The 21,727-nt window shown below is 60.5% G+C and carries 21 protein-coding genes and 1 riboswitch; of the genes, 2 read left to right on the top strand and 19 right to left on the bottom strand.

Annotated features, from left to right (window positions below):
* Positions 1 to 102: 102 nt before the first annotated feature.
* The 5 genes from K1W69_RS02310 to cobA all read right to left on the bottom strand — a co-directional run bounded on the left by K1W69_RS02310 (position 103) and on the right by cobA (position 4,818).
* Complete coding sequence (locus K1W69_RS02310) at positions 103 to 534, bottom strand: L,D-transpeptidase (protein ID WP_220226716.1); 432 nt, start codon at positions 532 to 534, stop codon at positions 103 to 105.
* Between the two features lie 199 nt (positions 535 to 733).
* Positions 734 to 1,714 (bottom strand): adenosylcobinamide-phosphate synthase CbiB, encoded by a 981-nt coding sequence (gene cbiB / locus K1W69_RS02305; RefSeq protein ID WP_220226715.1) that lies wholly within the window; start codon positions 1,712 to 1,714, stop codon positions 734 to 736.
* A 7-nt stretch (positions 1,715 to 1,721) separates the two neighbouring features.
* Entirely contained in the window at positions 1,722 to 2,732 is a 1,011-nt protein-coding gene (cobD, locus tag K1W69_RS02300) for a threonine-phosphate decarboxylase CobD (protein ID WP_220226714.1), read from the bottom strand.
* Positions 2,729 to 4,030 carry a cobyrinic acid a,c-diamide synthase CobB gene (locus tag K1W69_RS02295; RefSeq protein WP_220226713.1) on the bottom strand — a complete coding sequence of 434 codons (1,302 nt, stop codon included), beginning with the start codon at positions 4,028 to 4,030 and terminating at the stop codon, positions 2,729 to 2,731. The genes cobD and K1W69_RS02295 overlap by 4 nt, the downstream gene beginning before the upstream one ends.
* Positions 4,030 to 4,818 (bottom strand): uroporphyrinogen-III C-methyltransferase, encoded by a 789-nt coding sequence (gene cobA, locus K1W69_RS02290; RefSeq protein ID WP_220226712.1) that lies wholly within the window; start codon positions 4,816 to 4,818, stop codon positions 4,030 to 4,032. The genes K1W69_RS02295 and cobA overlap by 1 nt, the downstream gene beginning before the upstream one ends.
* Positions 4,819 to 4,888: 70 nt before the next feature.
* Between cobA and K1W69_RS02285 the strand changes: the two genes are divergently transcribed.
* On the top strand, positions 4,889 to 5,992 hold the full coding sequence (locus K1W69_RS02285) for a cobalt-precorrin-5B (C(1))-methyltransferase (protein ID WP_258570774.1): 1,104 nt from the start codon (positions 4,889 to 4,891) through the stop codon (positions 5,990 to 5,992).
* Entirely contained in the window at positions 5,976 to 6,713 is a 738-nt protein-coding gene (locus K1W69_RS02280; protein ID WP_220226710.1) for a cobalt-precorrin-6A reductase, read from the top strand. The genes K1W69_RS02285 and K1W69_RS02280 overlap by 17 nt, the downstream gene beginning before the upstream one ends.
* Here the strand turns inward: K1W69_RS02280 and cobM are convergent.
* The 14 genes from cobM to K1W69_RS02210 all read right to left on the bottom strand — a co-directional run bounded on the left by cobM (position 6,710) and on the right by K1W69_RS02210 (position 21,676).
* Positions 6,710 to 7,486 carry a precorrin-4 C(11)-methyltransferase gene (gene cobM, locus K1W69_RS02275; RefSeq protein ID WP_220226709.1) on the bottom strand — a complete coding sequence of 259 codons (777 nt, stop codon included), beginning with the start codon at positions 7,484 to 7,486 and terminating at the stop codon, positions 6,710 to 6,712. The genes K1W69_RS02280 and cobM overlap by 4 nt on opposite strands.
* Complete coding sequence (gene cobJ / locus K1W69_RS02270) at positions 7,483 to 9,318, bottom strand: precorrin-3B C(17)-methyltransferase (protein WP_220226708.1); 1,836 nt, start codon at positions 9,316 to 9,318, stop codon at positions 7,483 to 7,485. Before cobJ ends, cobM begins: the two co-directional genes overlap by 4 nt.
* Positions 9,308 to 10,051: a precorrin-2 C(20)-methyltransferase gene (cobI, locus tag K1W69_RS02265; protein ID WP_220226707.1), complete on the bottom strand. Its 744-nt coding sequence runs from the start codon at positions 10,049 to 10,051 to the stop codon at positions 9,308 to 9,310. The genes cobJ and cobI overlap by 11 nt, the downstream gene beginning before the upstream one ends.
* The gene (gene cbiE, locus K1W69_RS02260; protein ID WP_220226706.1) at positions 10,048 to 11,307 is read right to left on the bottom strand and encodes a precorrin-6y C5,15-methyltransferase (decarboxylating) subunit CbiE; all 1,260 of its coding nucleotides are present in this window, start codon (positions 11,305 to 11,307) and stop codon (positions 10,048 to 10,050) included. The genes cobI and cbiE overlap by 4 nt, the downstream gene beginning before the upstream one ends.
* Complete coding sequence (locus K1W69_RS02255; protein ID WP_258570773.1) at positions 11,304 to 11,936, bottom strand: precorrin-8X methylmutase; 633 nt, start codon at positions 11,934 to 11,936, stop codon at positions 11,304 to 11,306. The genes cbiE and K1W69_RS02255 overlap by 4 nt, the downstream gene beginning before the upstream one ends.
* A gap of 14 nt (positions 11,937 to 11,950) precedes the next feature.
* Complete coding sequence (locus K1W69_RS02250; RefSeq protein WP_220227803.1) at positions 11,951 to 13,069, bottom strand: sirohydrochlorin chelatase; 1,119 nt, start codon at positions 13,067 to 13,069, stop codon at positions 11,951 to 11,953.
* Positions 13,070 to 13,089: 20 nt separating this feature from the next.
* Positions 13,090 to 13,320, bottom strand: coding sequence for a DUF6732 family protein (locus K1W69_RS02245; RefSeq protein ID WP_220226704.1), 231 nt, complete (start codon positions 13,318 to 13,320; stop codon positions 13,090 to 13,092).
* A gap of 245 nt (positions 13,321 to 13,565) precedes the next feature.
* Positions 13,566 to 14,204 carry a cob(I)yrinic acid a,c-diamide adenosyltransferase gene (gene cobO, locus K1W69_RS02240; RefSeq protein ID WP_220226703.1) on the bottom strand — a complete coding sequence of 213 codons (639 nt, stop codon included), beginning with the start codon at positions 14,202 to 14,204 and terminating at the stop codon, positions 13,566 to 13,568.
* Positions 14,197 to 17,946: a cobaltochelatase subunit CobN gene (cobN, locus tag K1W69_RS02235; RefSeq protein WP_220226702.1), complete on the bottom strand. Its 3,750-nt coding sequence runs from the start codon at positions 17,944 to 17,946 to the stop codon at positions 14,197 to 14,199. The genes cobO and cobN overlap by 8 nt, the downstream gene beginning before the upstream one ends.
* 2 nt (positions 17,947 to 17,948) lie before the next feature.
* A complete protein-coding gene (gene cobW, locus K1W69_RS02230) occupies positions 17,949 to 19,022 on the bottom strand; it encodes a cobalamin biosynthesis protein CobW (RefSeq protein ID WP_220226701.1) in 1,074 nt (357 codons plus the stop codon).
* A 5-nt stretch (positions 19,023 to 19,027) separates the two neighbouring features.
* Entirely contained in the window at positions 19,028 to 19,552 is a 525-nt protein-coding gene (gene cobU, locus K1W69_RS02225) for a bifunctional adenosylcobinamide kinase/adenosylcobinamide-phosphate guanylyltransferase (RefSeq protein ID WP_220226700.1), read from the bottom strand.
* A complete protein-coding gene (locus tag K1W69_RS02220; protein ID WP_220226699.1) occupies positions 19,549 to 20,286 on the bottom strand; it encodes a CbtA family protein in 738 nt (245 codons plus the stop codon). Before K1W69_RS02220 ends, cobU begins: the two co-directional genes overlap by 4 nt.
* Before the next feature lie 12 nt (positions 20,287 to 20,298).
* On the bottom strand, positions 20,299 to 20,478 hold the full coding sequence (locus K1W69_RS02215; RefSeq protein ID WP_220226698.1) for a CbtB domain-containing protein: 180 nt from the start codon (positions 20,476 to 20,478) through the stop codon (positions 20,299 to 20,301).
* 41 nt (positions 20,479 to 20,519) lie between these two features.
* Positions 20,520 to 20,846: riboswitch (cobalamin riboswitch) on the bottom strand.
* 53 nt (positions 20,847 to 20,899) lie between these two features.
* A complete protein-coding gene (locus K1W69_RS02210; protein ID WP_220226697.1) occupies positions 20,900 to 21,676 on the bottom strand; it encodes a GGDEF domain-containing protein in 777 nt (258 codons plus the stop codon).
* Positions 21,677 to 21,727: the final 51 nt, after the last annotated feature.

Genomic DNA, 21,727 nt, shown 5'->3' with positions numbered 1-21,727 from the left:
GGCAGTGGCCGGTGCATGTGCGCCGCCGCAAACCCGGCCAGCCCCTCCCGGCCCGCATGCGGAATTCGCGCAGGCCGAGCGGTCAAGGTCGCAAAAAACCGTCTATTGAGTGATGATGATCCGCGTGTTGTTGAACCCCTCGCGCTCCACCAGGGAGAAGAGGGTGGCCGCGTTCTTTGGATCAAGTCTCACGCATCCGTGTGACGCCGGGCGTCCAAGGCGACTGATCTCGTTCGTCCCGTGCACTGCGTAACCGCCACGGAAGAAGATCGCGTATGGCATCGGCGCGTTGTTGTATTTGCGGGACTTGTGATACTTCGACAGCCATTTGGGGCTATATGATCCGGTCGGCGTGCGGTAGGAACCGCGACCTGTCGATACTTTCCAGCGGTACTTGACCTGCCCCCTGTGGGTGACCACCATTTCCTGCCTGGACAGATCTACTTGCGCCATCAGCGTTGTTGCTCCGGCGATAGCTGTTTGAAAAGGCACAATGGCCAGTCCGGCGACGATCGCCAGCACATATCTGAACATTTGCAGTCCCCCTGCTCCTTGATCAGTTTTCACTATTCGATATGCGCTCAGATAGGCATATCATCGAGATCTTTTCTTATTATTGCACCTATTTACAGTAATAGATAACAACCAATACCGAATAAAGGTAACGGCTTTCTTTCTAAAGCCGGTAAATTATTCGAAATGTGGCATATGTCACAATTTCGGTCTTTGGCTGTCAGGCGAGCATTTCGCAAAAGGTCGGAAGCGCCGCGACAAGGAACATCAGAGAGCAACTCCAGCCAAAGAGCATCAACGCACAGTCGACATCGCCGACAACAACGTCGGCGCGTCCCTTGGCATTCAGATAGGGCTCCATCACGGGCGTCTTCCCGTAGCTGCGCGGACCGGACAGAGCGACGCCCAGCGCGCCGGCCATGGCGGCTTCCGGCCAGCCGGCATTCGGGGAGCGATGCAATCCGGCGTCGCGCAGAACAGCGCCTGCCGCTCTGCGTGCTGATTTCGGTCCAAGGCGGATCGCCGCCGAGAGTACGAGGAAAGCAGCTGACATCCGGGCCGGAATCCAGTTTGCGACATCATCCAGCCGGGCGGCGGCTCGGCCGAAATGCAAATGTCGTGCGTCCTTGTGACCGATCATCGAATCCGCCGTGTTGAGCATCTTGTAGGCGAGTAGTCCCGGAAGACCGAGGATGAGATACCAAAAAGCCGGAGCCACCACGCCGTCCGAGAAATTCTCGGAGAGGCTTTCTATGGCTGCGCGACCAATCGCCGGCGCATCGAGCCCCTCGGGATCGCGCCCGACAATCTGCGAGACCGCGCGTCTGGCTTCATCCAATCCGCCGGATTGCAGGGCGTTCGCGACCCTTCCGACATGCTCTGACAGGCTTTTCTGAGCAAGGAAGATGGAAAGGGCCGCAATTTCCAGAATGACGCCGGCAACGCCGAGACTGTAGAATATGGCTGTGAGCACCAGACCGACAAAGGCGCTTGCGGCAAGCAAAATTGCGATCGCGAAAACGCCGTGCCTCCAACGGGTTTCTGCACTGTCTTCGTCGTCATTCAGATCGGCGTCGCAGCGATCGATCGCCTTGCCGAACAGGACTACCGGATGCGGCAATCGCCTCCACAGCCAGTCCGGGTCGCCGATCAGGCGATCAAGGACCAAAGCAAGCGCAAGGATGAGGAAGCGGGTAGCCATGTCGAAGTCAAATCCCCAGAGCTTCGGCCAGAGCGGATTGCAGTCGGGAGCGCGCCGCCTCGTCCCGCGGAAGGCCGATCCGCAACCATTCCGGTTCATAGTCGAATTTGCGAACGAGGATATGATGTCCGCAGAGACGCTCGAATAGCTGGTCCGCGCGGTCATGCCGAACGAGCGTAAACAGATCGGCGCCGCCGACAATTTCCAATCCGCAAGCGACGAGTATGTCTCCGAGTTTTTCGCGAAGCTTTTGGATGTCCGATCTAATCCTGTGAACGAGCTCGGCGTCATCATAAATCGCGGCGGCGATCGCCAACGCCGGTCCGGACACCGCCCATGGCCCTAAAGCTTTCCGGAAACGCTCGAGGATCGACTGCTGCGCGATGACGAATCCGAGCCTGAGGCCGGCAAGACCAAAAAACTTGCCGAAGGATCTCAGCACCAGGACGCCATCTGTGATCGACGCGTAAGGGGCCATGCTCAGCTCTGGCGACAGATCGCAAAAGGCTTCGTCCACGATCAGACAGCCGTCGCGTCGGACAAGGTCCGAGGCCAAGGCTTCAAGCTGCGTCGGATGAAACGTGCGCCCGTCCGGATTGTTCGGATTGACCACCACGACGAAGCGCTCGTCTCCGGAAAGCGCGTCCGGCGACGGCGCAATCGCGACCGGATTGCCGGAACGGACAAAGCAGCGCTCGTATTCCGCATAGGTTGGTCCCAGTATCGCGACCTTGCCCCGCCCCAGAAGCCCAAGGCGCTGGATAACGCTCTGCGACCCAGGCGCGGCCAACGGCGTCTTGCCCGGCGGAAGACCGAAATACCGCGCCGCGCTATTGCAGGCTTCATGCATGAGATCGTCATCAGGAAGCCGGTTCCACACATCTGGTGAAATCGCAGGCAGCGGCGCTGGAACCGGATTGACGCCGGTCGACAGATCCAGCCAGTCCGACGGAGCGCCGCCATAAAGCCGGGAAGCTGCAAAAAGCCCGCCGCCATGTTCGACAGTCGCCGCCTTCATTGCGTTTCCACCATGTCTATGATGTGCATGAAAGACCCTGCAACGCTGGCACGCCGTAACCCGCAACGACCGAGTTCCACGCCAAGCGCGTCCGTCGTCTCAAACAGGCGGCCGTCTTCGGCTTCCGACACGATCGTTGCGTAGTGGAACTCGTGTGCCGTCATCGACGCCTCAAAGAAATCCGAAAGCGGTTTGATACGTCGATAGCCAAGATGCAGTCTGCGTTCGGCGAAACTGGTGACGAGCGGAAGAAGCCCGAGCATGGCATGGCTTTCTCCTTCTGCATCGATCAGGGCTTCGCCGAGCGCCATATAGCCTCCGCACTCTCCATAGACTTTTCGACCCTGTGTCGCGGCCCGGCGGACGCCTTCACGAAACCGGCCTGCGGCGACAAGGCGTCCCGCGTGCAGTTCCGGATAGCCGCCCGGAAGATAAATCGCGTCGGCAGTCTCATCCGGGGCCTCGTCGGCGAGCGGAGAAAAGAACGCTAATTCGGCGCCCTGCCTGCGCCACCCGTCAAGGATATGGGCATAGGTAAAGGCAAAGGCGTCATCGCGCGCAATGGCCACGCGCTGACCTGGCGGCGGCAGGCGGTCGGTCGCGGTTTCCGACGGCGACGCGCCGAGACTTCCACCCGCAGCGCGCAGCGCATTCAGGTCGCAATTCGCGTGGACCAAATCGGCCGCGTGCTCGATGAATGTTTCGAGCGAAACATGTTCGCCGGCCTGCACCAGTCCAAGATGCCTTTCAGGCAGTTCGAGCCTTGAATCCCTTGGGATAACCCCGAACACATCCATGCCGATGGCTTGGAGCGCCTGTCTCAGCATCGTTTCGTGCCTGGGACTTGCGACATTGTTGAGGATTACGCCGCCTATCATCACCTCGGCGCGATGTTGTGCGAAACCGTCGACGAGCGCCGCGATCGAATGAGACATTCGACCGCAATCGACCACGAAGACGACCGGCAGACGCAATAATGCGGCAAGATCGCCGGCCGAGCCGCTGCCGTCGGCGGCTCCGTCGAAGAGCCCCATCATCGCCTCGATCACGAGCAACCTGCCCTTGGCGACCGCCGCGCCGGCCTGCGCCTCCAGCAAATCGCGACGCATCGCCCATGAATCGTAGTTGAGGCATGGCTCGCCGCTGGCCGCTGCATGGAACGCTGGATCGATATAATCCGGACCGGCCTTGCCGGGGGCAATTGCAACGCCATCTCGTTTAAATGCCCTGAGCAAGCCAAGCGTAAACGTCGTTTTGCCGGAACCCGACATGGGGGCGGCGATAAGAAGCCCGGCCATCAGGTCGCGCCTTTACCCAGCCACTTCATCATGTCACGGAAGCCGACAACCGCGCCGACCACGACGACGGCAGGCGGCGACAACCCGGCGAGCGCAATGTCTTCTTCCGCCTGCGCCAGCGTGGTTTCAACAACCTGTTGCTGCGCTGTCGTCGCATTGCAAACAACCGCGACCTTCTCGTCCCTGGAGCGGCCTGCCGCTATCAGGTGGTTCGCGATCGGTCCGATATGTTTCATGGCCATGTACATGACGATGACCGGAGAACCTTTGGCAACGCTTTCCCAGTCGATCCTGTCCGGAACGACGCCGCTGGAATCATGTCCTGTCAGGAATGTCACGGCGTGATTGACTTCGCGATGCGTCACCGGAATGCCCGCATAGGCGAGACCGCCAATCCCGGCCGTGACGCCCGGAATGATGCGAAACGGAATGTTGTGCCTGACGAGTGTCAAAACTTCCTCGCCGCCGCGCCCGAACACAAAAGGATCGCCGCCCTTGAGACGCAGCACCTTCTTGCCCTGCCCTGCGAGCTCCACCAGACGCAGCGAGATGTCAGCCTGTCTGGCCGACGGCTTGCCGCCGCGCTTGCCTGCGTATTCCAGGGTCGCGTCGGACCGCGCAAGCCTGAGACAATCAGCATTGACGAGAGCGTCATAGACGATGTCGTCGGCCTGCCGGATAGCGTTGACCGCATGCATCGTCAGCAAACCCGGATCACCAGGCCCCGCGCCGGCCAACCAGACGGTTCCCGCTTCCATGACGGGAAGATGCGGTAGCCATTCATCCATTGCAGTCTCCGTATTCCTGCACCTTTCCCGCCGTCGCAGTGTAACCTATAACGCCAGTATGAAACGCGGATTGGCGGACAATGACAATAGCGTCGACAACGGCCCGCCGCTCAGACGCGGCTGGACAACAGGCGCATGCGCGACCGCAGCCGCAAAGGCGGCGCTCACCGCTCTGCTCACAGGCGAATTCCCCGATCCCGTATCGATCACGCTGCCAAAGGGGCAGCAACCCGAATTCACGCTCGCCTTCGAAAGCCTGGGAGACGGCTATGCGTCTGCGGGTATTATCAAGGACGCCGGCGACGATCCGGATGTCACACACGGGGCGACGGTCATCGCCAGCGTTCGGCTCCTGCCGCCAGACAGCGGCGTTTGCTTCTTGGCTGGCGACGGCGTAGGCACGGTCACCCTGGCAGGGCTTCCGGTGGCCGTCGGCGAACCGGCGATCAATCCCGTGCCCCGACGCATGATACGCGGCGTTGTCGAAGAGCTTTGTTTCGAACACGATTTGCCGGCGGATCTCGAGGTCACCATCTCGATCCCGGAAGGCAAAGCGCTGGCGCAAAAAACCTGGAACCCGCGGCTGGGCATTGTCGATGGTCTGTCGATCCTGGGTACGACAGGCATCGTCCAGCCGTTCTCCTGTTCCGCGTGGATTCACTCCATCCACCGCGGCGTCGACGTCGCCCGCGCCGCCGGTTTGACTCATGTCATCGGAACAACCGGCTCGACCTCGGAGGACGCCGCCAGGGTAGTGTATAGCGATCTGCCGGATATCGCCATGCTGGACATGGGCGATTTCGCGGGAGGGCTTCTGAAATATCTGCGCAAACATCCGATCCCAAGGGTGACGATCGCCGGCGGTTTCGCGAAGCTTGCCAAGCTTGCCCGCGGCGCGCTCGACCTGCATTCGAGCCGCAGCCAAGTTGATATGCAGTTCCTGTCGGAAATCGCAGTCGACGCCGGGTTGAATCAAAGTCTGAAGGACAGGATTCAGAACGCCAACACTGCGAAAGAAGCCCTTGAAATCGCACATCAAAATAAAGTCGACCTTGCCGCGCCAATCGCCGAAAAAGCGCGCGAAACGGCGCTTGCGACCCTGCGCGGCGCATCCATCGACGTCGACGTGATCATTGTCGACCGGGAAGGAAAGATCCTTGCCCGAACGCCCTAGAGCGATCTTGATACTGGGTGGAACGCGGGAAGCCTCCAACCTGGCCGAGCAGCTTTGCCGAAGAGAGGGTTTGCGGGTTGTCTCGTCATTGGCCGGACGCACAATGAAGCCGCTGACCGGCGCCGGCGAATGGCGCATAGGCGGTTTTGGCGGGGTGGAAGGATTAGCGACGTTTCTCCGAGATGAAGGGATAGACACAGTGATCGATGCAACGCATCCATTTGCCGAAACCATGTCGCTGCACGCCGTAGAAGCCGCCAGCCGCATCGGGATATCCCTACTTACGCTGCTGCGTCCCGCATGGGAGCGCCGGACCGACGATCGCTGGGTCGAAGTCGGCGGGCTCAACGAAGCCGCATTGGCAGTCCCCGAAGGCGGGCGCGCTTTCCTGGCGCTGGGCAGCCAGCACATCGGCGCATTCGCAGAGCGGGCCGACGCGCATTTCATCGTGCGTATGGTGGATCGACCGAGGCAAGCTCCGCCGCTTGCCTCTTGCGAGTTGGTCATCGGACGCCCCGGCGACACAGTCGCGGATGAGATCGAACTCTTCAGATCACGTTCGGTGACTTGCATCGTTTCACGGAACTCAGGCGGCGGTTCGTACGAAAAGATCCAGGCTGCGCGCGAGCTTGGAATTCCTGTCATCATGATTGCGCGGCCCGTCCCGCAGCCCGGGGCGACTTTCGCAACGGTGGACGCGTTGCTTTCGGCCATCGACTAGGCTCTCAGCTTCTTCTTGCCTGCGTTGCGCAGCACATGGGTGAATTCCTGATCGTAGAGCGAAGAATCACGAAACTGAGCCTCACCCAGTACCGGACCCACCATGATCAACGCCGTGCGCGTAAGTTTCGCCTTTCGCACCTGCGCCTTCATCTCCGCGAGCGTCGTGCGGATGTAGAGTTCGTCCGGCCAAGTCGCCCGATAGGCGACCACCACCGGGCAGTCTTCGCCATAATGCGGCGCCAGTGCTTCGCGGATGTAATCCATGTTTCGGATGGAAAGATGGATCGCCAGCGTCGCGCCGGACTGGCCGAGAATTTCCAGAGTCTCTCTTTCCGGCATGGACGACGCCTTCATGCCGGTGCGTGTGAGAATCACAGTCTGGGCGATTTCCGGCAGGGTCAGCTCGGTTTTCAGTTTTGCCGCGACGCCGGCGAACGCCGGCACGCCCGGCACGACCTCGTAATCGATCTCCAGATCATCGAGACGGCGCATCTGCTCGGCAATCGCTCCATAGATGGAGGGATCTCCGGAATGTACGCGGGCAACGTCCTGGCCTTGCGCTTGGGCTTGCGTTATCTCTTCCATGATCTGGTCAAGATGCATCGGCGCCGTATCCATGACCCTCGCTTCCGGAGGCGCCGCCGCGACGATCTCTGCAGGAACCAGAGAACCGGCATAGAGACAGACCGGACAGCGCTCGACCAGTCGCAGGCCGCGAACGGTAATGAGATCCGGCGCACCCGGACCCGCTCCGATGAAATAGACGGTCATGACAAGGCCGCTTTCGGTTTGAGGGTGCTGTCGGGTTTCGCCGCGTATCCGCGCGGCGTGTAGACCCACGAGCGACCGTCGCCCGTCTTGACCGTGCGGCTCATGGAGGAGCCGACAATGACGACAGTCAGCATATCGACATCGTCGACATCAAGCTTAGCCAGTGGTGCGACGCGCACCGTTTCACCACTGCGTCCGAGATTGGTGGCCAGCACAACCGGCGTGTCGGCGGGACGGACCTTGAGCAATTCGTCCCGCGCCCAGGCGAGCTGCGTTCGACGACGCCTTGAAACAGGATTGTAGAAGGCGATCACGAAATCGGCCTCGCCGGCGGCTTTGACGCGCCGTTTGATCGATTCCCACGGCGTGAGCAGGTCTGACAGCGATATCGTACAGAAATCATGGCCCAGTGGCGCGCCGATGCGGGCAGCCGCCGCCTGCAGCGCCGAAATACCCGGCGACACCTCGACTGCGATGCGTCGCGCTGCGTCGCTCAACCCCTCGCCCGTATCCAGAAGTTCGAACACCAGGGTCGCCATTGCATAGATGCCCGCGTCTCCCGAACACACCAGAGAGACCGTGTTTCCCGCGCCAGCCAGTTCCATCGCATGACGCACACGCGCCTCTTCCTTGCCGAGATCGAAATCGTGACGCTGCTTGCCCTCGGCAAGCCGGCCAAGCAGATCGAGATAGAGCGAATAGCCGACAAGATCGGTTGACTGCCCGACCATTCCTGAGACTTCCGGCGAACGCCATTCGGCGGAGCCGGGTCCGATGCCAACGACAAACAACTGGCCGCGCGCCCAGCCCCGCATGGCCGGCAGGACGGGTTGCGGCGAACGGGCGATTGCGCATGTCGCGCGTTGCGATTTGACTTTCGGCGCAATCAGCTCGGCCTCGTAGCCGGCAGCCGCCAACGCTGCGCCTTCCGCCACGCCATGGCACCCGACTTCCCGGAAAACGGTTTCGGACGGATTTTCGAGCCGACCAGCTTCCGCCTCCAGCTCCGTCGCCGTAAAAAAACGGGCAGGCGCATTGAAATGCCTTGCTGCGGCATGAATGGCGACTTCATCGGCTTTGAGATCCATCGAGTAGAGGCCGGATACTGCATCGGGAGACAAATTGCTATCGGCAAGCTGCCGCTCGATCAGCGCAATGACTTCCGCGGTTTCCGCGCCGCGCTCGCAACCAACGCCAATGCAAAGTGTCGCTGGCGCATAGACGAGTTCCAGCGATTCCGGTTCGATGATCGTGTCGCTGACAGTCAACCGAACAGCCGCGTCATCCTGGAAGGGGATTTTCGATTGCGCCAGCCATTCCGCCTCGCCGGTCAGCCTGGCGGATTGGCCAGCCACAAGCTCGGCCATGACGCCTCTTGCCTCCTGCGGATTGACCAGACGATATCCTTCTGGCGGCGCATCGAGCGCGACGCCGAACCTGAGGTCTCCGGCCGTCGTCACAGCTGCATGGCCATCGAGAATTGCAGCGGCGCGCTTCGCCAGATCGTTCGCTCCATGATGGCCGCCGAGCAGGGGAACAACGCTGCGCCCGCCCTCGGACAGGCTGACGACGGGCGGCTCGCTGAGCTTGTCCGAAAGAACAGGCGCGAGAATGCGGATCAGCGCCCCTGACGCCATGAAGGCGACGATCGGCCGGCCCGCCTCGAAGAGATCCCTGACATGCTTGGCGGCTTCATCGAAGCGCATATCCGCCTCGGCCACACGGTTCGCTGGTCCGTGCAGTTCTCCGCCTAATTCTTCTGCAAGCTTGCGGGCGGACAAAACGCTTGTCTTGTTCAACACGATGACTGCGGGTGAAACCTCAATGCGCATCGGCGTGCTCCGTACGGGCTATCGGCCACGAGGCGACCCAGTCTTCCGCGCCCTTGTAGATCAGGATCATCGAAAAATAGGGGGCGTCCGCTGTCATGTCGGAAAGCGGAAGAATACGCTGCTCACCGAGCGAAATACGCTCCAGATAACCGGCGTGAGCCACCAGATTCAGGCTCTCAAGCAAGCTCTTTATACGATTGAAATGTCTGCCTATTTTAATAATCACGACTGCGTCTGACATACCCAGGCGGGTGGCGATCTCTTCGTCCGGCAGGGTGCCCGGAACGACAGTCAGGATATCGTTGCGCGCAGCAAGCGGCCGGCCGAGAGCAGCCGCTCCCGCCATCATGGACGAAACCCCCGGAACCACCTCGCAGGGATAGCTTTGCGCCAGCCGCTCATAGAGATACATGAAGGAGCCATAGAAAAAAGGATCGCCTTCACAAAGGACCGCGACATCCCTTCCCTCATCCAGATAGACGGACAGGTCGCGCGCCGCTTCGTCATAGACGGCTTTTGCGGGAAATCGCTCTGTTCGCATCGGGACGACGATCGGATATTCGATCCGGTCTTCACGAATGTATTCGCTGACGATGCTGCGCGCGAAACTCGGCCCCGTATCAGGTTGTGGATAGGCGACGACCGGAGCCGCGCCCAGAACGCGATGCGCCTTGAGCGTCAGAAGCTCCGGATCGCCCGGACCAATGCCGAGACCGTAAAGCGTGCCTGTCATTCGCTCTCCAGCGGTTTGTCGACGGCCCATTGCGTGACCGGCATCAGCGGCTTCCAACCAGAAAATCCGCCGACCTTCTCAAGACGCGATACGGCTATCCTTCTCATCGTTCCGCCATGGGCGCGATGCAGGTCTGCAAGACGGGTTTCCCCCTCGATCGTCACCACATTGGCGACCAGCCGCCCGCCCGGCTTCAATGCTTCCCAGCAGGCTTCAAATACCCCTTCATCCGTGACGCCGCCGCCGATGAAGACCGCGTCCGGCCGGTCCAGATCCTGCAGCGCGGCCGGGGCTTCGCCGGTGAATACCTTGATACGTGGTGTTCCGAGTGCAGCGGCATTGTCGGCGATCATCCGAACGCGCTCGCGCTTCGCCTCGACAGCGAACGCCTTTGCTCCACGGGCCGCGCGCATCCACTCGATGGCGATCGACCCGCAACCGGCTCCGACATCCCAAAGCAGCGCCAGAGGACACGGCTTCAGCGCGGCAAGGGTCGCTGCGCGCATTTCCGATTTCGTCAGTTGCCCGTCATGGATGAAGGCCTCGTCGGGCAGTCCGGGCACTGTCGGATAAAGCGCAGCGCTCTCGCCGGCAACGCATTCGACGCCGAGTACGTTGAAATCGGCGAATTTCGGGTTGTCCGGATCGTATGGCCCGACCTCGTCTGCGGTGACTTTCACCGTCCTCTCGCGATTGCCGCCCATATGTTCCAGCACGGTCATCACCGAACGGCCATAGCCGCGAGCAACCAGAATATCCGCCACTTCATGGATTGTGCGCGCGACGGAAGTCAGCGTCACAATGCGGTTCTCCGGCAGGATATGCGGGTGGACCCCGACAACAGCGCGTCCGTGCAAGGAAATGCAGGCGGCGTCGGAAAGCGACCAGCCCAGCCGCGCCGCAGCCAGCGAGAAGCCGGACGGCGAAGGGATCACCTGCATTTCTTCGGCCGCAAGCTTGCGCCGCATCGTCGCGCCAATGCCGAAATGCATCGGGTCGCCCGTTGCAAGGATGGTGACCGGGCGGCCGCGACGTTCTTCGAGGAACTTCAGCGTCGGACCGACGCCCATTGTCCATGGCACTATCTCGGCTTCAGTCAGCCCTAGCGCAGCCAGATCGAGATTTTCAAGAACCCGCTCAGGCGCCACCAGGGTCTCGGCCTGCTTGACCAGTTCGATGGCCTGCGGTGTCAGCGTTGCAATTCCGTCGTCGCCAATCCCCACGATGGTCAACCACGGCTTCAATGTCTGTTTCATGTGCAAGTCTTCAGCCCTCCGGCAATAGCATTGACGATACTTGCGGCCATGGCGCTGCCGCCACGCCTCCCTCTGACGACCACGTGGGGTATGGCGCCTGCGTCAGCGATCAGAGATTCCTTGGATTCCGCTGCGCCGACGAATCCGACCGGAGCTGCGACAATAAGCGCTGGCGGGGACAATCCGCGGTCCAGCAACTCAAGCAAATGAAAGAGAGCCGTCGGGGCGTTTCCGATGGCGACGATGCTGCCCGGCAATCGATCGCTCAGCGATTCGATGGCCGCGGCGGACCGGGTCGTCTCCCTTTCGAAAGCCAGTTGCGCCGCCGCTTCCGATCCGACATTGCAGAGCAATTCTGTTTCGTTCGGCAAAAGCCGGCGCATAATACCGTGTCGGACCATTTCGACATCGCAGATGATCGCGCATCCGTTGTCGAGCGCCGCGCGACCCGCCTCAGCGGCGTCGGGCGTCATGACCAGATCATCGACGATGTCGACCATGCCGCAAGCGTGAATCACTCTCACAGCGATCTCGCCTAACCCCCCGGGAAAACCAGACAAATCCGCCTCACGCCGGATCGTGGCGAAGCTTTCGCGATAGATCTCCTGCGGATCGCGGATGTAGTCCATCGCGGCTTCCACCATTATTTGCCCCGCTCCATCGACTTTGGCCCATGAGGATGATCCGCATGGGGATAGGGATGATGGTGGTGATCGTGATGATCGTGTTCGTGATCATGGTGGTGGTGATGTCCGTGACCGTCATCGTGATCGTGATCGTGATCGTGATCGTGCGTATGATGGTGCAGCGGCGTGAAGGGAAGGCCATGCTTGCGGCAGAAATCCTCGTTGCGGCATGACGCATCGCAGTCGCCTTCGCAGGGACAGTTCTCAAGTCCGCCGCCGATTCCCTCGACATGATGGTGATGGCTTTCCTGGGCGGCACCCACCTCCGCCTCGAAACCGAGAACCTGTTCGCGGTATTTGCACATCTGGCAATTCATCACCGCCTGCCCGGCCCGTGTTTCCTCGACACGATCCTGGAACGTATCAAGGACAAGGTGATGATCGTTGAGATAGTCCGCCTTGACGAAATCGATCTCCGGATGATCGGCGGCGACAACGTCGGTGTAGTTGTAGATCCGCTTCACCAGCACCCCGGTGAAGAGGAAATAGGGGAACACGACAATGCGCCGGTAACCGAGCTTTGCGGCATGGCGCAATCCCGGCTCGACGAGAGGAAAGGTCACCCCGGAATAGCAGGTTTCGCCCCAGCCGAAACCCATGCCTTCCCACAGCATGCGCATGACCTTGGCGACGTTGGAGTTTGCGTCCGGATCAGAAGCGCCGCGACCGACAACCATCAGCAACGTCTCGTGACGAGGGATGGATTCCTTCTCTTCGTCGGCAGCCTCGATCGCCTCGCGGATGCGTTCGCCGGCGGCCCGGATCATCTTCAGATCAACGCCGAGTTCGCGGCCATAATCGATACGGATGTCCGGATGCGCCGCCTGATAGGTATTGAGCACCGATGGAATATCGTTCTTGGCGTGACCGGCCGCAAACAACATGCCTGGCACAGCCAGAACACGCGTGACGCCCTGCTCCCGCAGGCGGTCGAGACCCGAATGAATCACCGGATTGCAGAATTCGAGATAGCCATATTCTACCGGCGTGCCTTCATAGCGCGCCTTCAATCCCTCGGCGACCTTGGCGAATTCACGCGCGGCGTTCTGGTTGCGGCTGCCGTGGCCGCAGACCATGATGCCGATTTTTTCCTGTGTCACGCCGCGGCCTCTTCCGCGCCGTCCACCTCGGTCTCCGCATCGGATTCCTCTTCAGACTTCTGTTTCTTGCCAGCCTTGTGAGCAATGGCCGCGATGGCGGCGGCGCCCAAAGCCGCTGCAAGGCCAATCCAGTGCGAATGCCCGGCGACCTCGCCCAAATGTCCCATATGGGCAAAAGCGGGCACTGGCGATGCAATTAAAATTGTTGCGGCTAATGTGCGTGTCATAGAAGGTCTCCAGGCGGCGTTGGTTCGTGCACGAAACGCCCCGGCGACACACGCCGCCGCACCGGTCTGGACAGCTCCGGAATTGACCCCCGATATGGGTCGGCCTCACCGAAATTTCTCGCAGCCCGATCGCATCGGACGCCGTCACACGCTGTCGACCCTTGTAGGCCTCGCAAACTTTGGCGTCAAACACAAAGGCGGCGTTAAACGCCCCATCCACGACACGGCGAACGCGTTTTTGTCTATCAGAATTCGATGCCGACCTGCGCCTTCACACCGGAACGAAACGGATGTTTGACGACTTCCATTTCAGTTACGAGATCGGCAAAATCGATCAGTTCATCCTTTGCGTTGCGACCCGTGATGATCACATGCTTCATCGGCGGCTTCAGGCTGAGAACGTCCAGCACTTCTTCGAGCGGCAAATAGTCATAGCGCAGCACGATGTTCAGTTCGTCGCACAGCACCATGTCATGCTCGTCGTCGAGAATCATCTGCTTCGCCTTTTCCCAGGCCTGGCGCGCCGCGTTTATGTCACGCTGCCGATCCTGAGTTTCCCAGGTAAAACCCTCGCCCATCGTCGCAAGAGTCACCTGGTCGGGAAAAGCTTCCAGAACCTTGCGCTCACCGGTGCCCCACTTGCCCTTGACGAATTGCACGACGCCGACCTTCATGCCGTTGCCGATCGCGCGAAACACCATGCCGAAGGCGGCCGTCGATTTGCCCTTGCCCTTGCCCGTGTGGACGATCGTCAATCCTTTCTCCACTGTCTTGGTGGCGATTATCTTGTCCCGGGCGGCTTTTTTCTTCCGCATCTTTTCAGCGTGACGGGCGTCAAGTTCCTCCTCCGTCATCGCTTTCAGCTTGTCCGATTTGTCAGCCATGGGCGTTTTCCCGTTCTTGCATGCCGGTGATTTCCTCCAGTGCGAATTGTGCCGAGTTCGACCGCGGTGTCCAGAGCTTGCGTTCTATCGCCTCCAGCAATCTGTCCGCTATTTCACGGAAAGCGGCGCCGTTGTTTTCCTGCATGAACTGGCGAACCGCCTCATCCACGACGAAAGCCTCGTAGACCGCATCGAAATGATGGTCACGAACCGCTCCTGTGGTCGCAGCAAAGGCGAACATGTAGTCAACTGTCGCCGTGATCTCGAATGCGCCCTTGTAACCGTGCCGCATAACCCCCGCGATCCATTTCGGATTGACGACACGGGCGCGCACCACGCGGCCGATCTCGTCTTCCAGCGTCCGGATCACGGGTCGTTCCGGGCGAGAATGGTCGTTGTGATAGACCGTCGGACGCGCGCCAGCAACAGACTTCACAGCCGCCGTCATGCCGCCTTCGAACTGGTAGTAGTCGTCGCTGTCGAGCAGGTCGTGTTCGCGATTGTCCTGGTTCTGGATGACGGCCTCGATCGTGCCCAGCCGGCGATCGAGCGCCTTTCGATCCCCCTCGCCTTCAACGCCAGCGCCGTAGGCGTAGCTGCCCCAGACCTTGTAAGCTTCGGCAAGATCTTCGTCCGACTGCCAGCCTCTTTCATCGATCAACGCCTGCAATCCAGCGCCGTAGGCGCCGGGTTTCGAACCGAAGACGCGGAAGCCCGATTTCCGAAGCGCTTCATCCGGACTCACTCCTGCCTGTTCCAGGGATGCCTGTTCCGCCATCATGCGCGCGCCGACCGGATTGTCGCCGGGATCTTCATCGAGCGCGCCAACGGCGCGGATCGCCTTGTCGAACAGTGCAATCTGATCCGGGAAGGCGTCGCGAAAGAAGCCGGAGATCCGCAATGTCACATCGACGCGCGGCCGGCCGAGTTTGGCGATCGGCGTGATCTCGAATCCGGTCACACGGCGGGAAGACCTGTCCCAGAGTGGCTTGACGCCAATCAGCGCCAGGGCCTGTGCGATGTCGTCGCCACCGGTGCGCATGTTCGATGTGCCCCATGCGGTGAGCCCGAAGGATGTCGGCCATTCTCCATTGTCCTGTGTATAGCGGGTAATCAGCATCTCGGCGGATTTGCGACCAAGTTCCCAGGCGGTTTCCGTCGGCACGCTACGGCTGTCCACGGAATAGAAATTGCGGCCTGTGGGCAGAACTTCCGGCTTGCCGCGCGTCGGCGCGCCGGATGGTCCCGGATCGACAAAACGGCCGGAGAGCGCCTTTAAAAAGCCCCCTAACTCCGCCGCCCCGCAAGCGCGCACCGATGGCTTTACCGCATCCTTGACGCCACGCAGCACCGCGCTTGTGGCGCCCCACTCCACAGGACAAGAAACAGAACCGGAGACGAGCCCGGTCGCAAGCCGTTCGATCCGCTCCACGGCATCGCCATTCGTGCGCCAGGCATCGTCGGATTGTCGCGCGAGTAGGTCCGGGCGCAGCCCTTCCCAGGGCGCGCCCATTGGACAATCGAGCGGGTCGAAGTCGAGGCCCAGATCTTCTGCGATCGCCCGCTGCAGACTTGCGTCAGCGCCTTCTCCCGCACCTCTTGGAACCCGCACAAGAGCGGTGACAAGGTCATCAAGCAGCCGTCCTTCCGGAGATTTGCCGAAAATGTGCAGACCATCCCTGATCTGCATTTCCTTGAGATCGCACAGATAGGCGTCCAGCTTTTCGAGCGCCGCATCGTCACTGTCGCCACCCGCGATGCCTACGTCCAAATCAAGACCGATATCGCGGACAAGATCGAGAATACGGGATTTCAAGAGCTTTAGGCGACGCGGATCACTGCCGGAAGCCTCGTAATATTCGTCGACAAGCGCCTCAAGATCCTTCAGCGCGCCATAGGATTCAGCACGCGTAAGCGGCGGCGTCAGGTGATCAATGATAACAGCGGCCGTGCGCCGTTTCGCCTGTGTCCCTTCGCCTGGATCATTCACGATAAAAGGATAGACATGCGGCGTCGGGCCAAGCAACGCGTCCGGCCAGCATTCGGCGGACAGCGCCAGCGCCTTTCCCGGCAGCCACTCAAGGTTACCGTGTTTGCCCATATGCGCGATGACATCCGCGCCAAAACTGTCACGCAGCCAGGCATAGAAAGCGATATAGCCATGCGGAGGAACAAGATCCGGCGAATGATAGGTCTCTTTCGGATCGATATTGTACCCGCGCGCCGGCTGGACGCCGATCACGGTCTCGCCAAGACGCATCAGTGGAAGAGCGAAACTGCCTCCGCGATAGAAGGGATCGCGCTCTGGACCGCCCCAGCGGTCGGCGACTTCCTTCCGGATCTTGTCCGGCAGCGCGTCATAGAAAAGACGATAGGCCTCCAAGGGTAGCGTCTCGCGGATTTCGCGCGCGTCGATCGCCGCATTTGTAGGACCCGCCATCAGCAGGTTCATCAGCGCGTTGCCGTCGGCGGGAACCGCGTCAACATTGTAACCCGCCTGTCGCATGGCGTTCAGAACTACGACCGTTCCGGCCGGGGTATCGAGCCCGACGCCGTTGCCGAGCCGGCCGTCCCTGTTGGGGTAATTGGCAAGAATGAGCGCGACACGGCGATCCTGAGGCTGCTTGCGGCGAAGTTGCGCCCAACTCCTGGCAAGCCGGGCCGCAAATGCGACTCGATCAGCGACCGGTTGGTGCGTGACGATGTTGGTCTCGACCGCCTCGTCCCATATACCGGCCGATTTGAACGAGATGGAGCGCGACAGTATCCGGCCATCGACCTCGGGCAGCGCCACATTCATCGCCAGATCACGCGCCGTAAGCCCCTGCGCAGAGCATTGCCAACTCTCGACTGTCGATCCGGACAGCACAACCTGGAGAACCGGCGCGCCGGTCGATTCCAGCCCGGTCGGGCGCCGATCGCCGCCCGGCGACGAGACGGCGAAGCCGGTTGCGTTGATGACGATGTCTGGCAGAGCGGCTTCGAAAAGCGCGCTGACCGTAGCTGCACAAACCGGGTCCTTGAGGCTGCCAACATAAATCGGCATGGGCTGCAGGCCTTGTTCCTGCAACGCATCGATCAGAGCTTCGACGGGTTTCGTCTGCCCCGCTTGCACGAGCGCCCGATAAAAGCATATCGCCGCAACAGCCTTCTCCGATCCAGTGTCGATGATGTCATCGACATGGCGAATGTCTCGCCCCGGCCACCAGAGGCCAGCTTTTAATAGCGGAACCGCAGGTCCAGGCTTCTCGTCTCCTGTGAGCAGTGCTCTGGCGAAATCCAGGAAGCGGCCGGCGTTCTCGATCCCGCCCTCAACGAGATATGACCAGAGAGCATTTGCATCTGCGTGAGGCAGGGTTCCGTATTCCAGCAGCCCGGGATCCGGCTTGTCGTCGCCTGGAAGCACCGCCAGCGCAATGCCGCGTTCGAAACACAGCGCATGAAGAGACTGCAGCGCGTAGGAAAAATAGCTCGCGCCGCCGAGCGCGCGCACAACGATAAGCCGTGCATGGCCGGCGGTCTTTTCCAGATACGCGTCGACAGATATCGGATGCCTGAGCTGCATCAGACTGGCAAGGCGTAGTCGAGGCGCCTCATCTTCGCGCATTTTTCGCGCTTCAGCGAGGCTCGCCAGTTCGGTATCGGCGGCCGACAGAACGATCATGTCGGCCGGCGACTGGGCGAGATCAATCGCCTCGTCGCCATCTGCTATCGATCCTTTCTGCGCGACCAGAAGGTGCATGTCTAAGCCTGCGCTGGTGTTCCCGCCGCGTGTGCGATCGCTTCGGTTATAGCTGTCCGATCCATGTCGTGCAGTCCAATAACAACGAGACGAGAGTTTTTCCCTTCTCCCGACTTCCACGGGCGATCGTAGTACCGGTCCATACGCGCGCCCACGCACTGGATGACCTGACGCATGGCCTTGCCCGGCACCGAAACAAAGCCCTTGACCCGAAGAATGTCGTGATCCGAGATAATGGACTCAAGCATGCGCGCAAATCCGTCCGGATCCGGCAGATCGCCAAACTCGATCACGAAGCTTTCGAATTCGTCATGGTCGTGATCGTGGTCTCCGCCATTCTCATGTTCGATTTCATGATGCGATTTGCGCTTGGAGATCTCGTCCTCGGTCGCTGAACCAAGACCCAGCAGCACATCGTTTGAGACCTCGCCATTGCGCGAAACAATCATCGCTGTCTTGCGGCTGGCGCGACCGGCGACTTCGACCCGCACCGCCTCTATGCCGGGCTCGTCCAGGAGGTCGGCCTTGTTGAGCACGATCAGATCCGCCGCGGTCAATTGGTCCTCGAAAAGTTCTTCCAGCGGGCTCTCATGATCAAGCGATTCATCGGCTTGCCGCTGTGCATCCACACGGTCATGATCGTCGGCGAACCGACCCGCCGACACGGCCGCGCTGTCGACAACCGTCACCACGCCGTCGACGGTAACCCGCGTCTTGATGCCCGGCCAGTTGAATGCGGCGACCAGCGGCTGAGGCAGCGCGAGACCAGAAGTCTCGATAACGATATGATCGGGCCTTTCCTCGCGTTCGAGCAGTTTTTCCATGGCTGGGATGAAATCGTCGGCGACCGTGCAGCAGATGCAGCCATTGTTCAGTTCGACGATGTCATCGTCGCCGCAATTCTCGATGCCGCAGCCTTTCAGCACCTCGCCATCGACCCCGAGGTCGCCGAACTCGTTGATAATCAGCGCAATCCGGCGCCCATTGGCGGCGGTCAGCATATTGCGGATCATCGTCGTCTTTCCGGCGCCCAGAAATCCGGTAATCACCGTAGCGGGAATTTTTTCGCCTTGCATAGCGCTCAACCCTTCAGTTTCATGGGAAGCCCGGCCGCGACGAGATAGACCTCGTCGACCACCTCTCCCAGTTTTTGGTGCAGCCGCCCGGCATGATCCCGGAAGTCCCGAGCCATGCGGTTTTCAGGCACGATGCCCATGCCGACTTCGTTGGAAACCAGGATGATGATTCCCGGCAAGTTTGCCACGCGCTCCGCGAGCTCGTCGCATCGCGCCTCGACGTCCAACGCTTCCAGCATCAGATTTGTGATCCAGAGCGTCAGGCAGTCCACGAGGATCACCCTGTCTCCGCCCGCTTCTCGAACAAGCAATTCGGGCAGCAGGAGAGGCTCTTCCAGCGTCGTCCAGTCCGGGCCGCGACGCGCGCGGTGATGGTCGATACGCGTCGTCATTTCTTCGTCTTCGCCAAGGCGCGCCGTTGCGACATAGACAGCGCCTAGTCCGGACGCGTCGACCAGCCTCTCAGCAAAGCGCGACTTGCCTGATCGGGCGCCGCCGAGGACCAGAACCGACCCCGGTCCTTTCTTCACGCTCCTTCTTCCAGCCTGTCCATGGCCGCCCCCATCAGCAGACCAAGAACAACCCAGAAAAACGCCGTCGTGGCAAGCGCCGCCACGGCGAACTCGGCGGCGAGCAGCGCCGGCACATCGCTGCTAATGATCTCGGGTTGGGGAGCGCCATAAACATGCGGCAAGGCAAGAACCACAACGCCCAGGACCTTGGCCCATATCTCGGATCGTGCGACCAGCAAGTACAGACCGGCTGCCGACAGAAGGACCGTGGCGATCCACCAGACCTGTCGATCGGCGAGGTCCACGGCGGGGAAACCCGGAAGTTCAGGCGGAAGGCCAAGCGCCGGGAGAAACTGGAATGTCAACCACCCTGCAGCGCCCCACAGAACGCCTGTTTTCGCTGTTATAGGGATTCCCGTCAGCAAGACAGCAGCCAACAGAATCAAGCCGTAGCCCGCTCCCACAACGAGATTGGCAAGTATCGTTCCCCCAAGCCGATCGAGACCAAACAGAGAGCCGCCGTCTGCACCCTCGTGAGCATGTGCACTGGTCACGGGATTCAAAAAATCTGCAAGCGCCAAGATCGACGATCCGCGCGGCGCCAAACTTTGCTCGACATGGGCCCCGCCGACATTCTCGAATTCTTCGGCATGCAGGATCAGCGGCGTAACCTTGATTTCCTGGGCGACGCTCATGAAAACACCAGCGATCAGTCCTGCCACCAAGGCGGCAAGAAGATAACGCACCATCATTTCAGCTACTCCTTAGTGGCAAGGAAAGCCGTAAGCGTGGCGGGCGTCGTGAGCTGTGTCGTGCAGGACCGCCGAATTGGCCAGACCCGCTCCGAAAATGAAAAATGCGCCTACAATCAAAGCCGTTACGGCTATCGTGATGCGCTGTCCCGCTGCACCGATTGTGTGCGTCTTGATCGTCTTGTTAGCCATTGCAACCTCCGTGACTGGCTCGTATTCCCAAAATGCGGGCGCATTGCCCGTCACGAATGGCAGGTCTCCTGGCTCACGGATCGGCAGCACAAAACTGCCAGGCTCACCCTCGCCTTCCCGAAATCGGCGGCGCCAAACGGACGATTCGCAGACGATTAGAGGCGTCCGTCGGTTCATGGCGCCGCCACTTCAGTGGCTTTCCGTTCGTATTAAGCGCACCGCGCATCCCACAAACGGCCGGGATCGCCTATCCGCTCTACAGTCGCGGGGTCGGCTGCGATTAAGGCGCCCTGTTTGGGTCCACCCGTCGCATTCCCTCTTGATCCCTTCCGGCTATGCCTTTCGGGACCATTCGTAAATTATCATTATTGCGCCAGGCGACCTGCTGTCAATCAAGAACGCCGGGGAGGCGGGAATTCGGTCAGACAGCGAAGGGGATATCTACCCGGTCCGAACCATAGCTGATGCGGTTGCGACCTTCGCGCTTCGATTTGTAGGCGAGCATGTCGGCTTCCTGCATGGCGTCGCTCAGGTCCCCGTCCTTGCCGACATGCGTTGCGCCGATGCTGATCGTCAGCTTCATTTCGATGTCTTCGTGTCGGAAAACATGCCGCTCGACTTCGTGACGCAGGCGCTGGGCGACATGCCAGCACTCTCTCGCGCTGCTCCGATTGAGAGCGATCGCGAATTCCTCGCCGCCAAGACGGCCAATAATGTCGTCCGGACGCAGATTTGCGCGAAAAAGATCAGCCATCTGGATCAGCACCGCGTCGCCAGCCTCGTGGCCATAGGTGTCGTTGACGCGCTTGAAGTGGTCGATGTCGAGAACCATCAGACTTGCGCTGTCTCCGAGACCTTCCCGCGTTACCCTTCCCTCCTGCAACAGATCGATAAAGGCGCGGCGATTGAAGAGACCCGTCAGCGGATCGGTTCTGGAGAGTTTCCTGAAATATTCCACAGCAAGGTCGGCTCTCGCCTGCAGAAACACCATGTAGAGAACAAAGGGTATGGCGACGACGACCGTAAATCGCAAGGTGAGCAGACTGTCGGCAATCTGCGCCTCGCCTCTCAGTTCGCTGGCGAAGAAAACTGTATTGATCATCTGGGTAAAGACGATAATCGCCACCATGAGGACGAGCGATCGCGACAGGATCAGACCTCTGCGGTTGCGCACGATATTACCGAAAGAAAGGTTCATGTCGGGCAAAGAATCGCGATCAATACCCGAAACAAAGCGAGAGACGGAGTT

This window comes from Flavimaribacter sediminis, assembly GCF_019492055.1.
Classification (GTDB): Bacteria; Pseudomonadota; Alphaproteobacteria; order Rhizobiales; family Rhizobiaceae; genus Flavimaribacter; species Flavimaribacter sediminis.
This window is presented reverse-complemented; position numbering and strand designations above follow the sequence as displayed.

Excerpts from the sequence above, each read along its gene's own strand:
- K1W69_RS02310 (WP_220226716.1), bottom strand. The coding sequence starts at position 534 with ATGTTCAGATATGTGCTGGCGATCGTCGCCGGACTGGCCATTGTGCCT.
- cbiB (WP_220226715.1), bottom strand. The coding sequence starts at position 1,714 with ATGGCTACCCGCTTCCTCATCCTTGCGCTTGCTTTGGTCCTTGATCGC.
- cobD (WP_220226714.1), bottom strand. The coding sequence starts at position 2,732 with ATGAAGGCGGCGACTGTCGAACATGGCGGCGGGCTTTTTGCAGCTTCC.
- K1W69_RS02295 (WP_220226713.1), bottom strand. The coding sequence starts at position 4,030 with ATGGCCGGGCTTCTTATCGCCGCCCCCATGTCGGGTTCCGGCAAAACG.
- cobA (WP_220226712.1), bottom strand. The coding sequence starts at position 4,818 with ATGGATGAATGGCTACCGCATCTTCCCGTCATGGAAGCGGGAACCGTC.
- cobM (WP_220226709.1), bottom strand. The coding sequence starts at position 7,486 with ATGACCGTCTATTTCATCGGAGCGGGTCCGGGTGCGCCGGATCTCATT.
- cobJ (WP_220226708.1), bottom strand. The coding sequence starts at position 9,318 with ATGCGCATTGAGGTTTCACCCGCAGTCATCGTGTTGAACAAGACAAGC.
- cobI (WP_220226707.1), bottom strand. The coding sequence starts at position 10,051 with ATGACAGGCACGCTTTACGGTCTCGGCATTGGTCCGGGCGATCCGGAG.
- cbiE (WP_220226706.1), bottom strand. The coding sequence starts at position 11,307 with ATGAAACAGACATTGAAGCCGTGGTTGACCATCGTGGGGATTGGCGAC.
- K1W69_RS02255 (WP_258570773.1), bottom strand. The coding sequence starts at position 11,936 with ATGGACTACATCCGCGATCCGCAGGAGATCTATCGCGAAAGCTTCGCC.
- K1W69_RS02250 (WP_220227803.1), bottom strand. The coding sequence starts at position 13,069 with ATGGTCTGCGGCCACGGCAGCCGCAACCAGAACGCCGCGCGTGAATTC.
- K1W69_RS02245 (WP_220226704.1), bottom strand. The coding sequence starts at position 13,320 with ATGACACGCACATTAGCCGCAACAATTTTAATTGCATCGCCAGTGCCC.
- cobO (WP_220226703.1), bottom strand. The coding sequence starts at position 14,204 with ATGGCTGACAAATCGGACAAGCTGAAAGCGATGACGGAGGAGGAACTT.
- cobN (WP_220226702.1), bottom strand. The coding sequence starts at position 17,946 with ATGCACCTTCTGGTCGCGCAGAAAGGATCGATAGCAGATGGCGACGAG.
- cobW (WP_220226701.1), bottom strand. The coding sequence starts at position 19,022 with ATGCAAGGCGAAAAAATTCCCGCTACGGTGATTACCGGATTTCTGGGC.
- K1W69_RS02220 (WP_220226699.1), bottom strand. The coding sequence starts at position 20,286 with ATGATGGTGCGTTATCTTCTTGCCGCCTTGGTGGCAGGACTGATCGCT.
- K1W69_RS02215 (WP_220226698.1), bottom strand. The coding sequence starts at position 20,478 with ATGGCTAACAAGACGATCAAGACGCACACAATCGGTGCAGCGGGACAG.
- K1W69_RS02210 (WP_220226697.1), bottom strand. The coding sequence starts at position 21,676 with ATGAACCTTTCTTTCGGTAATATCGTGCGCAACCGCAGAGGTCTGATC.